Source organism: Pyrinomonadaceae bacterium (assembly GCA_036277115.1).
GTDB lineage: Bacteria > Acidobacteriota > Blastocatellia > Pyrinomonadales > Pyrinomonadaceae > UBA11740.
The window spans coordinates 607,913-621,266 of record DASUNM010000027.1 but is presented as its reverse complement, the minus strand read 5'-3'; the positions used below and the strand labels follow the sequence as shown (position 1 = coordinate 621,266).

The window sequence follows — 13,354 nt, the reverse complement described above, 5'->3', positions numbered from 1 at the left end:
CGAGGACTACACCCATGACAAACGCACCGACAGTTTCGACCAGGAACATGACCCGAGGCATCGCGCGTATGACGAAGATTTCAGATCAGTCGCCCATGGTGATTACCCGCCTCTCGGGCTGGATCAATATGGGTGATAGCACGGCGGCGGCACCTGCGTGGATAGTACCGACGCGCGTGCGGGGACGCCGATAGAAAGTTTTCTCCCCACAGTAGTGCCGGTCTGCAGCCGGCCGAAGTTAGTTTTCGCGAGAACCAGAGGTCCTCATGGAGTTTGATAGTGTCGGGGAGATCATTGCCTCCCGCATGCTCTACCTCATCGACGAGCAGGGACATAAACGTCCTGTAAGTGTCTTTGTTGGCAAACCTCAACCCAGCCACAGCGACCCCGGCTATGAGTGTCCGTTTCAAATCATCGGGCTTGGCAACCAGAATGCGCACGCGGGTCATGGCCACGATTCGATCCAGGCCCTGAATTCCGCGCTGACACTCCTCGGCGCCCAGTTGCATCACCTAAACGATGAGGTCGGCGGCCGACTGGCCTGGGAAGGCGGCGCGCCGGGCGAACTCGGTTTTCCCTAGCCAAAGCGTGCGCCCGATGGCGTCGTGTTTGGTTCACGATCACGACTGGCTTATGATTGCTGCGCATGGCCTCCATCCTCAAGGATTCATACAACCGCGCTATTCGCGACCTGCGCGTGTCGCTCACCGACCGCTGTAATTTCCGTTGCTTCTACTGTTTGCCGCACGGCGAACCGCCCATTGCGCCGAAAGAGCAGATGCTCTCGTACGAAGAGATCGAATACGTCTGCGACATCTTTGTGGAGTTGGGAATTGAGAAGATCCGTTTGACTGGCGGCGAGCCGATGATGCGGCGCGATATTGAGCAGATCATCTTCAAGCTCGCGCAACTGAAGGATCGCGGCCTGCTGGATTTAGCGCTCACAACCAACGGCTACTTCCTGCCGCATCGCGCGCAGAGTTTGAAAGAAGCCGGTCTCGATCGCATCACGATAAGTCTCGACAGTCTGAAGCCAGACACTTTCAAACAGATGACTGGGGTCGATGTTTTGGAAAGAGTGCTGGAAGGAATTCAAGCTGCGAAAGATGCGGGCCTCGACCCGATCAAGATCAACGCCGTCATCGTGCGCGGTCACAATGACGATGAAGTGGCGGATTTCGCCGCGTTCGCGCGCGAGCATGACGTGAAGATGCGTTTCATTGAGTTCATGCCCCTGGATTCCGGTCACGACTGGGCGCGTGAAGATGTTTTCTCGGGAAGAGAGATTCGGAAACGGATTGAAGAAAGATTTCCCCTCGAAGCTGTCGACGTCGCTCGCGGTTCGGAAACCTCAACGCGCTATCGCTTCGCTGATGGCGCGCCGGGTGAGATTGGAATCATCGCGCCGGTGACTGAGCCGTTCTGCGGGGCCTGTTCGCGTATTCGCCTGACGGCCGACGGTCAAATCCGCACCTGCCTGTTCTCAACCGTTGAGCATTCTTTGCGCGATATAATTCGCGACGGCGCGTCGCGGCAGGAGACGATCGACTTCATCGAATCAGTCGTGATGAAGAAAGAACCGCGTCACTTCATCAACGAATCCAGCTTCGTCACGCCGTCAAGGTCGATGAGTTTTATTGGCGGGTAAAACTACCTGGAGTCCCTCAAGGCTCAAACCTCAACTTGGAGAACCTCAAGGTTAGGAAAGGGTGGGCTTCCACCCCAGCGTGACTGCCCCGCTGGGGACCCCGGGCTTGCTCCCGCTCTTTGGAGCTGTGCCGCGCGCCAGTCTTTTAGCTGTCGGCTTGCATCGCTTTGATATAGTCGAGCAAGACCCGCTCGTGGCCTTCAGGATTTACCTTCTCGTAAACCTTCCGCAACACCCCGTTCGGATCGATCACGAATGAGGTGCGGTTCCAGTACATCGTACCTTTGTACTCGCTCTGCCCGACTCCCGCTGCCGTCAGCAATTCCTGATTCGGATCAGCGAGCAAATCAATCGTGAACGAAAACTTGTTGCAGAAGTTCTTGTGCGACTCAACATCATCCGCACTCACACCGACGACTGAAATGTTCGCGTCATCGAATTCCTGTTTGGTCGCGGTAAATGATTTTCCCTGGATCGTGCAACCGGGCGTATCGTCTTTTGGATAGACGTAAAGCACGAGCCACTTGCCGGCGAAATCATCGAGTGTAACGGTGTTACCGTCCTGATTCTGCAAACTAAAGTTCGAAAAACGCTGTCCTATTGCTGCTGCCATTATTGCTCCCTTTCATATTGAACAGGTGTCACCTATCGCGTCCCGTCCGCCACATTCTTCAACGGGCTTTTCGGATTCTTCACATACTTCTCGTACCAACCCAAGTATCTCTCATAACGATCGCGGACGTAACTCGGCCGCTGAATGCCGTGAAACTCGTTCGGATAAATCACGAGTTGAGTTTCGACGCCTAAGCTGCGCAGCGCTTGATACATCTGCTGACTGCCTTCGATGGGGACGTTGAAGTCACGTTCACCACCGAGAAACAATGTGGGCGTCTTAATGCGATAAGCGTGCAGGAACGGATAAGAAATCCTGACGTAGGTCTCCCAGGCTTTCGGATTCCAGGGCGGGCCGATCTCGTTGTCGTATTGAACGATGTACTGGTCGGTCCCATAGAAAGCGACCGTGAATGCGACGCCTGCGCCGCTGGTTGCGCCTTTAAAGCGCGTGTCAGTCGCGATCAGATAGTTGGTCAGAATTCCGCCGTAACTCCAGCCACCAACGCCCAGTCGATCTGGATCGGCGACACCCATTGCGACAACGTGATCGACGCCGGCGAGCAGATCCTGAACTTCATAGTTGCCCCAATCGGCAAAGATCGCGCGCGAAAACTTCTGTCCGCGGCCTGAGCTGCCGCGATAGTTCACCGCCAGCACGGCATAGCCGTTCGCGGCGAACACCTGACGTTCAACCGCGAACGAATGCTGATCCTGCGCGTTTGGTCCTCCGTGAATCCGAAGTAACAGCGGCACCTTACTGCCTTTTGTGTAACCGACCGGATAAGTCAGCAACCCGTGCACTTCAGTTCCGTCCTTGCTCTTGAAACTGACGGCTTCGGTTGCGCCGATTTGCAGTTCGTTCATCAGCGCGTCGTTCTGATGAGTGAGCCGCCGCAGCGTTTTACCTTCCCAAGCGCAGATTTCCGTTGGCCGTTTGTCGTCAGCGCAAAGTAAAACCGTGCGACCGCCGCCCAGCGATAGATTGGACACCACCAGCGGCGGATCGAGCAGGCGCTTCACGGCATTGCGCGTAACACTGATCGGATAAACCGATCGGTTGTCAGTGACCAGTGAGATCACAGACTGACCATCGCTTGAATTTCGAATCCCCGAAACACCGCGATCCAGATCCTCAACTGCTTTCACGCGCGTAGGCGCCGCGGTGCCGTCCGACGGCACAAACGCGAGATGCTCCATGTTGTACGCGCCGTACTTTCTCTCGTCGGCTTCCAGAAAAACAATCCACTTGCCGTCGCGACTCCACTCCGGCCGGGCGCGGTTCGCGCGATTCGCCTCCGTCGTCAGCAATGTCTCAATTGAACCAGGCTTAGCGTCGACGACATACAACTGGGCGGCGGGATCGCGATCCGGATCATCTGCATGATTGCTCATGAAAGCGATGCGCGTTCCGTCGGGCGACCATGAAGGTGAAGACTCGTCCCACTTACTCTTCGTCAAACGCTCGAGTTTCTTTGTCGCAATCTCAAACAGGTAGATGTAGGTGTGGCGGCCGGTCAGCAGATACCCCTGCACATCCTGTTTGTAACGGTAACGATCGATGACGATTGGCTTCGGCGGTTTCGGAGGCGTGCCGGGCGCCGGCGTGGCGCTCGGATCAGGTGCGTCTGGATCAGGATCGCCGATAATCAGTGCCAGGCGCTTCGAGTCGGGCGACCATTCGTAACCCTGCAAACGACCTTTCAACTCCGTTAGTTGAAAAGCCTCGCCGCCGTTCCGATCGAGCAGCCAAACCTGACTGCCTCTCACGCCTTGCTTGCCGGGACGGGACGAAGTGAACGCGAGGTACTTTCCGTCCGGACTCCAGCGCGGCGCATTTTCGCTGTCATTGCTGAAAGTGATCTGCCGATCATTCGAACCGTCGTAAGCGACCAGCCAGATGTGCGTGTTGCTCTTGTCTTCTTTCGCGTCGATGGTTGACACCGTGTAAGCGATCGACTGGCCGTCAGGCGAAATCTGTGGATCGCCCACATTGCGGAAACGTGCGAGATCGTCGAGCTTCAGCGGCCGGCGCGCGCTTTGGGCAAAGCCTGCCAGGGCCGTAACAATGATTAGCGGAACGACAAAAAGAAGATTCTTACGCACGATTCATTTACCTCCGGGTTCGACTCGCATGAACGGTCAGTTAGCTAACGCCACCACGTCACTTGTCCTGGTGTTGTCTCGGGCGAGCGAGATTCTACTGCGAATCAGCCTGCCTGCCTAGATACTTGAAGCGTCGCAGCTTTGCGGTTAATGTACCGGCCCAACATGAAAAGCATGCGTCTCGTCTTCGTCATCATTGCAGTAATTGGCCTCGCCGTTTCCAGTTGTCAGCGCAGCGGAACGCAGGACACGCGCACGCTGACGCTCGCGATCAATTCCGGCGTCGAGGGCGATGCGCTCAAACAAGCCGCGAAGGACTATGAGCAGCAGACTGGAATTCGCATAAACATCGCTGAATTCCCGTACGCGAACCTCTTCGAGAAGGAGTTGATCGATCTGAACGCGCGCACGGGCGCCTATGATCTGATCATGCTCGACGATCCGTGGTTTCCGAAGTTTGCTTCACTCAACGTTCTCACTGATTTGACGCCGCTGTTGCAAAAGCGCGGTAAGAGCGGACCTGACGACGACTTTGTTGCGACTTCGATTGCGCTCGGTCGCGAGCCTTATCAAACCGGCGCGTTGTATGCGTTGCCGTACGTCGGTAACTCGCAATTGTTTTTCTACCGTAAAGACCTGTTTCAGAAACACAATTTGAAAGAGCCGTTGACGTGGGACGATGTCCTGGCGGCGGCGAAAACGATCAGCGAAAACGAAGCGAGTGGCGCGCCGGGCGGCGGCAAGGTGTACGGCTACGTGATGCGGGCCGCGCAGGGCAACGCGGCAGTCGCGGATTTCATGCCGATTTTCTGGGCCTTCGGCGGCGAAATGTTCGACGCGTCCGGCCAACCCACCGTGAACACTCCGGAAGGAATCGCCGCGCTTAAGTTCATGATTGAGCTCGGCAAGTACTCGCCGCCGGGCTACGCAAGTTTCAATGCTGACGAAGTGGGCGCGCACCTGCTGCAAGGTACTGCCGCGATGTCGATCAACTGGCCGGCGTGGATTAGCTCGTTCAGCGATCCGTCGAAGTCGAAAGTTACGGGCCGGATGGAGTTCGGTCAGTTGCCGGCCGCGAAAAGTCCGGGTCGCGCTGAAATCGGCAACTGGTTGATTGCGATTCCGCGGGATGCGAAGAACATCGAAGCCGCGATGGATTTTCTGTTGTGGGCGACCGACGGCGCACAGATGAAGCTGTCGGCGCAGCGCGGTAATCCGCCGACGCGCAAGTCTCTTTTTACTGATCCTGAGCTGGTTGCAAAGTTTCCCTCCTACCCGGCGCAACTCCGTTCGCTCGAGAGCTCGCGCCCACGTCCGCGCACGCCGCTCTGGAATGAGGTCGAGAATGCGTTTGGCATTTACCTGTCGAAAGCAAACAGCGGCGAGCTGACCGCCGAAGATGCCATGAACCAGGCGAATGCGGAGATCAAGAGAATCATTGATCGCAGCAAGTGAGAGCTTTTCTCCTTCTCCGTTTGGGGAGAATCGGGGTTGAGGGGCGCAGTTCCCAAGTCGCACCGGCGAAATATTTATAGATAAGTTCACCAAAAAATGACCTAAGCTCCGTAGGAGCGGCAAAGCCGAACGGGCGCTGAGGTGATTGGATCACAGGTCGCTCCTAACGGAGCTAAAGCGAAATCTTTTTTGCGGCTGTTTCTATAAACATCTCACCCCTACGGGGCTCGCAGGAAACCGCTCACATGGCGAGACTGGGTTCTGAACGACTTCAAGGGCACGTCACGCCAGATCGGCTGCTTGCCTACCTGCTGATTGCGCCGACGATTGCGGTGCTCCTCGCGCTCACGATTTATCCGCTCATCTACTCAATCAAAGTCAGTTTCCAATCCAACTCCGGCACGGCGACCCTCCAAAATTTCACGCGGCTGCTCACGGATCAGTTCTTCCTGAGCGCTTTATCACACACGTTCGTCTACGCCGCGATTGCCCTGACTGTCGAATTTCTGCTGGGCCTGGGACTCGCTCTGCTGCTCGATTCACAGATTCGCGCGCGGAATGTTTGGCGGACCTTGCTGCTCGTGCCGATGATGCTGCCGCCGGTTGTGGTCGGTGTTGTGTGGCGCCTGATGCTCAATTCGAATTTCGGGGCCGTCAACGGTACGTTGAAATCGTTTGGAGTAAACACTGATGCGCTGACGTGGACGGCCTCACCCAAGCTGGCGATGGCCTCGGTGATTATTGCCGACGTCTGGCAATGGACGCCGTTCATGTTTTTGATCCTGTTGGCTGGATTGCAAGCCATTCCGCGGGAGCCGTACGAAGCTGCGCTGACCGACGGCTCGAGTGCCTGGCAGACATTTCAACACGTAACGCTGCCGCTGCTGAAGCCGGCGATTCTGATCGCGTTGTTATTGAGGACGATGGACCTGCTGCGCGTCTTCGATCACATCTTTATCCTGACCGAAGGCGGGCCCGGGCTCGCGACTGAAACTCTAGGGCTCTACATTTATCGCACGGCATTTCGCTTTTCGAATTTCGGTTATGCGGCCGCCATGTCATTCGTGCTGCTGATTATCACAAACATCATTAGCGCCGGATACATTCGGTTGCTGCAAACGCGGGAAACATGAAACCACGAGGCGATCAACCGGAGTCAGCTCCGTTAGGAGCCGCATGTTTATTGAGAACGTTCTTTCAGAGATAGTCCCAGCTCCGGAGGAGCGAAATTGAGATCCTGGCCATCTCGCTCCTGCGGAGCTATGAAGAAGAAGGTTACGGTTTCTATAAACATCACGCTCCTAACGGAGCGTTTGAGATTAGGACAATGAACCGACGCATTTCACGGACGGTTAAGTACGCTGTGTTAGTCATGGCGCTCCTGGCGACGCTCGCGCCCGTGTATTGGATGACCACCATTTCATTCAAGCGTGAAGTCGATCAGTTTGCGCTGCCGCCGAAATGGTTTGTGTTCCCGCCGACACTCGAGCATTACGCCGACGCATTTGTTAACCGATCATTCGGGCAATATCTCTTCAACAGCTTGTTCATCGCGGTCGCGTCCACGATTTGCGCCCTCGTGATCGGCACTCTGGCGGCCTATGCACTCGCCAGATTTCGACTGCCCTGGAACCTCGATCGCAAGCTGGCGCTCTGGATTCTCTCGACGCGAATGTTTCCCGCGATTGTGACGGCCGTGCCGCTGTTTCTGATCATGCGGGCGCTTTGGCTGGTGAATACACGCTTGTCACTGATCATTGTTTACACCTCCTTAAACCTGCCGTTCGTTGTGTGGATGATGCGCGGATTTTTCGCTGAAGTGCCGCGCGATTTGGAAGAAGCGGCGATGGTCGATGGCGACTCGCGCATGGGAGCGCTTTGGCGGGTCGTTCTGCCGCTGGTCGCGCCGGGCCTGGCCGCAACCGCGGTGTTTTGTCTAATTGTTTCGTGGAACGAGTTTCTGTTCGCGCTGGTGCTGACGCAGACCGACGACGCGATGACTTTACCCGTCGGCATCGCGGGACGCGTGACGCAATACGGAATTAAGTGGGGCGCGATGAGCGCCGCGGCGGTCGTCGCCATGATCCCCATCCTCGTGTTCGCGTTGAGCGTGCAAAGATATCTGGTCAGAGGCCTGTCGCTGGGAGCCGTGAAAGGTTAGTGATTGTTCTTTGCGAATCTTTGCGTCTTCGCGCCTTTGCGTGAGGTCGAGGTTACGCGAAGACGCAAAGGCGCCAGGGAACGCAAAGTCGCCTCATGGGAATAGACCTCGAAAACATAAGTAAGCAATACGGCAATTTAAGCGTCGTAGACGGGCTCACTCTGAAGATCGCCGATGGCGAGTTCGTGGTGCTGCTCGGTCCGTCGGGTTGCGGTAAGACAACCACCCTGCGCATGATTGCCGGGCTGGAACAAATGACCTCGGGCGACATTTTGATCGCTGGCCGCCGGGTCAACGACCTGCCGCCGCAGAAACGCGACGTGGCCATGGTTTTTCAGAGCTACGCCCTCTATCCGCACATGACTGTCGCGGGGAACATCGCCTACCCGTTGCGCGTGCGCAAGTTGCCGGCCGGGGAAATCGCGGCGCAAGTAAAACAAACGGCGGCGTTGCTGGAGATCGAATCACTGCTGGCGCGCCGGCCGCGTGAACTCTCCGGCGGCGAACGCCAACGTGTCGCGCTGGCGCGCGCAATCGTCCGGCATCCGAAAGCTTTTCTGATGGACGAGCCGCTCTCGAATCTGGACGCGAAGCTGCGGCTGCAAATGCGCGGTGAACTTAAGCGGCTGCAACACGAGTTGGCGACGACGACCGTTTACGTAACGCACGATCAAGCGGAGGCAATGACGCTCGGGCATCGCGTCGCGGTGATGAACAAGGGTAAGCTGCAACAGTTCGACACGCCGCTCGAGATTTATAATCGTCCGGCAAATCGTTTCGTCGCCGAGTTCGTCGGCAGTCCGAGCATGAATCTGGTTGCCGGCGAGATTGATGGCGCATCAAGAACCTTCCGGGCGAGTGATGGCGCACTGCATCTCGTTAACATTCCCGTGGTGGGCGCTAATGGTCCGGTAACTTTCGGCATGCGGCCGGAAAACATTGAAGTCAGCAGCACGCCGCGGGACGGCTGGTCGGCCGCGACCGTTTACGTTACTGAGTTAATGGGGAGCGAGACTTTTGTGATTGTCGAAATTGGGAAGCAGAAAATTATCGCGCGCGCGGCCAGCGATTTTCGCGCGGAAACGGGCAGCAACGTCTGGATCAATTTTGATTTTCGGAAGGCGCACTGGTTCAATTCTCAAACGGGGCTGAGGCTATGAGGTCTGTACTCACGCGTGAGCGTACGAGTTGCGAATAGAATCCTTGTATTAGTAAAGCTTCCTATTCGCAGTGTTCGTAGTGCCCATCCGCGTAAGCGGGTGGGACGAGGCGTTACCCAGGATTGTCATTAACCCACCCGCTTACGCAGGTGGTACTGACTGCATGACGCAATGAAACTATCACTCAACGGCGCGACGACGATGAAAGCCGACCTGGCGACCGACATTCGCGCGGCGGCCGCGGCGGGATTCGAGTTCCACGAAATTTGGGCGGCGAAGCTGCGCAAGTTTCTCGAGCACAAATCAACAAAAGACTTGAAGGCGCTGTTCGACGAGAGTGGGATAAAACCGCTCAGTATCAATTCAATCGAACACATCACGTTTCGCGACGCCGCCGCTTATGCGCGCATCAGAGCCGAATGCGAAGAGCTGTGCGCAATCGCCGAGGCGATCAAGTGCCCCTACGTCGTGGTCGTGCCAGGCAAAATTCCGGCGGCCGGATTGAGCAGCTATGAAGTGATCGAAGGATCCGTGCAGGTCCTTAGAGAGCTGGCTTCGATCGGAGAAAGACACGGTGTGGCGCTCGCGTTTGAGTTTCTCGGGCAGGAAGATTGCAGCGTTAAGACGCTCGATATCGCTAACGAAATAGTCGAAAAAACAAATCGGCGCAACATCGGTCTGGTCATCGATAGTTTTCATTTCTACACCGGCGGCTCGACCATTCGCATGATCGATGCGCTGGACGCAAAACGCTTGTTCATCTTTCACATTGACGACGCTGAAGATCTGCCGCTGGAGCAGCTTACCGACGCGCATCGTTTATTGCCGGGCCTGGGGATCTTGCCTTTGAAGGAAATCATCGCCGCCTTCAAACGCATTGGCTACGATCGAAACGCGAGTGTCGAAATCTTTCGGCCGGAATACTGGGAGCGCGATCCGTTTGAGCTGGCGCGCGAGGCGAAAGCGGCGGTTGAGAAAGTGCTGGCAGTATGAGGTCAGAACCACCTGCGTAAGCGGGTGGGTCGCGATTCTGAAGGTCCAAGTGACGAGGACGACCCACCCGCTCACGCAGGTGGTTCTGACTTCATGACGTGAGTCGGCCAATCATGTCGAAACTTAAAATCGGTTTTCTCGGCGCCGGTTACATCGCGGGTGTACACGCGTCGATTCTCGCGCGCGATGAGCGCGTGCAGATTGCCGCGGTCCACGACGTCGTTAAGAGTCGCGCCAAGCAACTCGCGTCGGGAGCCGGAGCGAAGGTCGCGCACAGCGTCGCTGAAGTGCTGGCGCTATGCGACACGATCTACATCACCACTCCCAACACCCAGCACACCGAACTTGCGGTGCTCGCGGTCGAAGAACGCAAGCATGTCTTTTGCGAAAAGCCGATGGCCACGAGCATCGCGGATGCGCAACGCGTCCTGGAGGCCGCGCAAAACGGCAAGACAGTTTTTCAGGTCGGGCACAATCGCCGTTTCGCACCGGTGTACGCTGAACTAAAACGAATGCTGACGGAAACGCATCAGCCCCATTCGGCGCACATCAAGATGAATCGCGGCGAACTGCAAACACCCGAGTGGGTGGGCGATCCGAAAATCACTGGCGGCTTTCTTTACGAGACGACGATTCACATGTTCGACATGATGCGGTTCCTGTTTGGCGAAGTGAAGACATTGCAGGCTGTCGGCTCAAAACACAAGTACGAAGAGACGGACGAGTTCTCTGTGCTGCTTACCTTTGCAAACGGCATGCATGCGACGCTGGCCTCTTCGGCCGACGCGAGCTGGCTGTTTCCCTTTGAGCGCGTTGAAGTTTTCTGTCATCACGCGACCCTCGTGACGCGGGAAATGGAAAGTTTGGTTTGGAGCGAAGGATTGGAAGGAAAGCACTCTGAGTATTCAACGCATCAGCTTTCGAAAGAGGAAAAATGGGGCTATGCGCAGGAGAACCGGGCGTTTATCGATTCGATCATGAACGACCAGCCGCCGGCGGTGACGGCAAGCGATGGATTTAAGTCGGTAGAGTTAGTGGATGGGGTTTACCAGTCCGTGAAAACCGGCAATTCGATCGTGTTCGACGCCGCGAAGTAGCGAGGCGTGTGCCGTTTGGTGATGCGCCCTCCCTCACGGTCGGGCTACTGCCCCGTTCTATTTGAGGGGAAAACGCCCGATCGCGCTCTCGCCAATGCTGCCGAAATACAGATTGCCCTTGTGTTCGAGCACGTTCGCGATTTGCGCGAAACCTTCGGGCGCAGGGTCCTGAAGATTGCGAATAACCTTGCCGTTCAGGTCGAGCCCGAGCACGAATCCGTAACGTTTGATGTTAGGCTGCAGAAAATTGGGCAGACGCATGACGACCTTGCGCATAAACGGACGCCCGAGCAGCGAGTCCAACTTCTGATCGCGCCGGTTCACGATCGCCACCCAGAACATGTCGCGGCCATTCGACATGATGCCATCAGGAAAGCCCGGCAGATTGTCGATGAAGGTTTCCGCCTGGCCCTGCTTCTCGCCCTTCAACCAGACTCGTTTGATTGCGTACTCTCCGGTTTCATTCACCAACACGAATGATTGATCAGGACTAATCGCTACGCCGTTGGCGAAGTGCAAATCGCGGAGCACCGTGCGCGTCTGTCCCGTTTTCGGATCGAAAGCGAGCAAGCGGCCGTTCGGCCGATGCTCGAACAAGTCAGCTCTTAGTTCTGTCAGCGGGAACTTGTAAGACGCGTCGGTGAAATAAATTGTCCCGTCAGCGGCGATGTCCAGATCGTTGGTGCAACGAAATGGCACGCCGTCGGACTGGTTGCTCAGCGGAGTGATCTTTCCGTCGGGCGCAACCGATAACAATCCTTTGACGGAATCGGCCACGATTAAATTCCCATTTTGATCGAATGCCAGGCCGAGCGGCCGGCCGTAGGTCCGGGTGAAAACCTCTGGCCCGGAGCCGTCAGGTTGCAGCCGGTAGATGTATCCGTCGTCGGCGCCGGTATAGATGCGATCCTGCTTGTCGAAAGCAACGTCTTCGGGCGCGTGATGATTGACCGGCAACCGAACTGTTTTCGCGAGTTCGTTATTCTGCGCGTAAACGCCGGTTAGTTCCGGCGCGGGCGGCGGGACCCAGGCCACCGGGTCGATCGGCACCGGCCACAACATGAGATAACCAATGATCCCGATTGTGGCGGTGATCAGTAGACGAAGAATGACACGTTTCATTAGGGGGGTGTTTTTAGTTTGTTTAGAGGCGGGTTACTGCCCGCCGGTTCTTTTCCAAACAAAGGCGGGCAAGCCCGCCTTTAAACGCTGAGTAGCTTTAACAAAGTCGAAATCACAGACTGAAGTCTGTGCCACTCATCTCTCGCCGCGTGCGACTTCCACTTTCGTTTCAAGCTCAACCGCGAGTTTGCGAATGCCGGGTTGACCCATCGGCTCGAACCAACGCAGGGCCTCGTCGAGTACGCGTCGCTGGTGTTCCGGCCAGTTTGGTTCCCCCGCGACACTGCCATAGCGACCTTCGTAATAACCGGCGCGGGGCGGACGAACGCTGTCGAGGGCTTCGCGATCAACGGACAGGCACATTGTCGGTACGCCAGTCTGTTCAATCGCGCGCGCGGCCAGCGCAACCGATTGATGGCAGAGGCGCGACGCGGGAACCAGCAGCGCGGCCTGCACGTCGTAACGGTTAAGCCGATCGAGCAACTGCGGGATCGTCTGCTCAGCGAACTGCGCTGCGTTGGGAATGAACCCGGAGAAACTCCAGAACGCGGGGGCCATCTGGCCGATGACGCGATTGAGTTGGAATTCGTTCAGGCGCTCGAGCGGCACTTGCACATTCGCGTCCTGCTGAACAAAGGCCGGATCGTAGCCGCGCGCGGCGAAGCGCAAGTCGCTTAATTGGATGTTGGTAGGAATTTCGCGCACGTTGAAATCCCCGTCAGGCGCACTCGTGTCAAACGGATCCGTGCCGTCGAGGTACGCGCCCGCGGAAACGATCAGCGCGAGGTTTGTCATGGTAATCGCGCGACGCGCAGGCGTGAACGGCGCGCGCGTATTTTCGACAAACGGATAGCCCTTCAGATCTTCCGAGCGCTTCGATTTCCAGCCGTCGTATTTGCGGCCCCACTGATCGACTTGTTCGATGATTTCCACGATTAAACCTACAAAGCGCGACTTTGCTATGAAGTCAGTACCATCCGCGTGAGCGGATGGGGTCAAA

13 protein-coding genes are annotated in these 13,354 nt (G+C 56.7%); 9 read left to right on the top strand and 4 right to left on the bottom strand.

Annotation, left to right across the window (positions count from 1 at the left end; genetic code table 11):
- Positions 1-14: 14 nt before the first annotated feature.
- The 3 genes from VFX97_19005 to moaA all read left to right on the top strand — a co-directional run bounded on the left by VFX97_19005 (position 15) and on the right by moaA (position 1,648).
- Entirely contained in the window at positions 15-194 is a 180-nt protein-coding gene (locus VFX97_19005; protein ID HEX5705296.1) for a hypothetical protein, read from the top strand.
- Positions 195-266: 72 nt separating this feature from the next.
- Complete coding sequence (locus VFX97_19000) at positions 267-581, top strand: hypothetical protein (GenBank protein ID HEX5705295.1); 315 nt, start codon at positions 267-269, stop codon at positions 579-581.
- 65 nt (positions 582-646) lie between these two features.
- Positions 647-1,648, top strand: coding sequence for a GTP 3',8-cyclase MoaA (gene moaA, locus VFX97_18995; protein HEX5705294.1), 1,002 nt, complete (start codon positions 647-649; stop codon positions 1,646-1,648).
- Between the two features lie 145 nt (positions 1,649-1,793).
- On the opposite strand, the gene VFX97_18990 is transcribed toward moaA, so the two are convergent.
- Together VFX97_18990 and VFX97_18985 are read right to left on the bottom strand one after the other, a co-directional pair.
- Positions 1,794-2,261: a peroxiredoxin gene (locus VFX97_18990; GenBank protein HEX5705293.1), complete on the bottom strand. Its 468-nt coding sequence runs from the start codon at positions 2,259-2,261 to the stop codon at positions 1,794-1,796.
- 32 nt (positions 2,262-2,293) lie between these two features.
- Positions 2,294-4,366, bottom strand: coding sequence for a S9 family peptidase (locus VFX97_18985; protein ID HEX5705292.1), 2,073 nt, complete (start codon positions 4,364-4,366; stop codon positions 2,294-2,296).
- 174 nt (positions 4,367-4,540) lie between these two features.
- On the opposite strand from VFX97_18985, the gene VFX97_18980 reads away from it, so the two are divergent.
- From VFX97_18980 to VFX97_18955, 6 genes are all read left to right on the top strand, one after another.
- Entirely contained in the window at positions 4,541-5,821 is a 1,281-nt protein-coding gene (locus tag VFX97_18980) for an ABC transporter substrate-binding protein (GenBank protein HEX5705291.1), read from the top strand.
- 245 nt (positions 5,822-6,066) lie between these two features.
- Positions 6,067-6,954: a sugar ABC transporter permease gene (locus tag VFX97_18975; protein HEX5705290.1), complete on the top strand. Its 888-nt coding sequence runs from the start codon at positions 6,067-6,069 to the stop codon at positions 6,952-6,954.
- Between the two features lie 194 nt (positions 6,955-7,148).
- Positions 7,149-7,982, top strand: a complete 834-nt coding sequence (locus VFX97_18970; protein HEX5705289.1) for a carbohydrate ABC transporter permease — start codon at positions 7,149-7,151, stop codon at positions 7,980-7,982.
- A 95-nt stretch (positions 7,983-8,077) separates the two neighbouring features.
- Positions 8,078-9,142: a sn-glycerol-3-phosphate ABC transporter ATP-binding protein UgpC gene (ugpC, locus tag VFX97_18965; GenBank protein ID HEX5705288.1), complete on the top strand. Its 1,065-nt coding sequence runs from the start codon at positions 8,078-8,080 to the stop codon at positions 9,140-9,142.
- A 171-nt stretch (positions 9,143-9,313) separates the two neighbouring features.
- Entirely contained in the window at positions 9,314-10,135 is an 822-nt protein-coding gene (locus tag VFX97_18960) for a sugar phosphate isomerase/epimerase (protein HEX5705287.1), read from the top strand.
- Between the two features lie 113 nt (positions 10,136-10,248).
- Positions 10,249-11,232 (top strand): Gfo/Idh/MocA family oxidoreductase, encoded by a 984-nt coding sequence (locus tag VFX97_18955; GenBank protein HEX5705286.1) that lies wholly within the window; start codon positions 10,249-10,251, stop codon positions 11,230-11,232.
- Between the two features lie 57 nt (positions 11,233-11,289).
- Here VFX97_18955 and VFX97_18950 read toward each other — a convergent pair whose 3' ends face one another.
- Together VFX97_18950 and VFX97_18945 are read right to left on the bottom strand one after the other, a co-directional pair.
- The gene (locus tag VFX97_18950; protein ID HEX5705285.1) at positions 11,290-12,354 is read right to left on the bottom strand and encodes an SMP-30/gluconolactonase/LRE family protein; all 1,065 of its coding nucleotides are present in this window, start codon (positions 12,352-12,354) and stop codon (positions 11,290-11,292) included.
- Positions 12,355-12,489: 135 nt separating this feature from the next.
- Positions 12,490-13,353 (bottom strand): glycine/sarcosine/betaine reductase selenoprotein B family protein, encoded by an 864-nt coding sequence (locus VFX97_18945; protein ID HEX5705284.1) that lies wholly within the window; start codon positions 13,351-13,353, stop codon positions 12,490-12,492.
- Between the last annotated feature and the right edge of the window lies 1 nt (position 13,354).

Excerpts from the sequence above, each read along its gene's own strand:
- VFX97_19005 (HEX5705296.1), top strand. The coding sequence starts at position 15 with ATGACAAACGCACCGACAGTTTCGACCAGGAACATGACCCGAGGCATC.
- VFX97_19000 (HEX5705295.1), top strand. The coding sequence starts at position 267 with ATGGAGTTTGATAGTGTCGGGGAGATCATTGCCTCCCGCATGCTCTAC.
- moaA (HEX5705294.1), top strand. The coding sequence starts at position 647 with ATGGCCTCCATCCTCAAGGATTCATACAACCGCGCTATTCGCGACCTG.
- VFX97_18990 (HEX5705293.1), bottom strand. The coding sequence starts at position 2,261 with ATGGCAGCAGCAATAGGACAGCGTTTTTCGAACTTTAGTTTGCAGAAT.
- VFX97_18980 (HEX5705291.1), top strand. The coding sequence starts at position 4,541 with ATGCGTCTCGTCTTCGTCATCATTGCAGTAATTGGCCTCGCCGTTTCC.
- VFX97_18975 (HEX5705290.1), top strand. The coding sequence starts at position 6,067 with ATGGCGAGACTGGGTTCTGAACGACTTCAAGGGCACGTCACGCCAGAT.
- VFX97_18970 (HEX5705289.1), top strand. The coding sequence starts at position 7,149 with ATGAACCGACGCATTTCACGGACGGTTAAGTACGCTGTGTTAGTCATG.
- ugpC (HEX5705288.1), top strand. The coding sequence starts at position 8,078 with ATGGGAATAGACCTCGAAAACATAAGTAAGCAATACGGCAATTTAAGC.
- VFX97_18960 (HEX5705287.1), top strand. The coding sequence starts at position 9,314 with ATGAAACTATCACTCAACGGCGCGACGACGATGAAAGCCGACCTGGCG.
- VFX97_18955 (HEX5705286.1), top strand. The coding sequence starts at position 10,249 with ATGTCGAAACTTAAAATCGGTTTTCTCGGCGCCGGTTACATCGCGGGT.
- VFX97_18950 (HEX5705285.1), bottom strand. The coding sequence starts at position 12,354 with ATGAAACGTGTCATTCTTCGTCTACTGATCACCGCCACAATCGGGATC.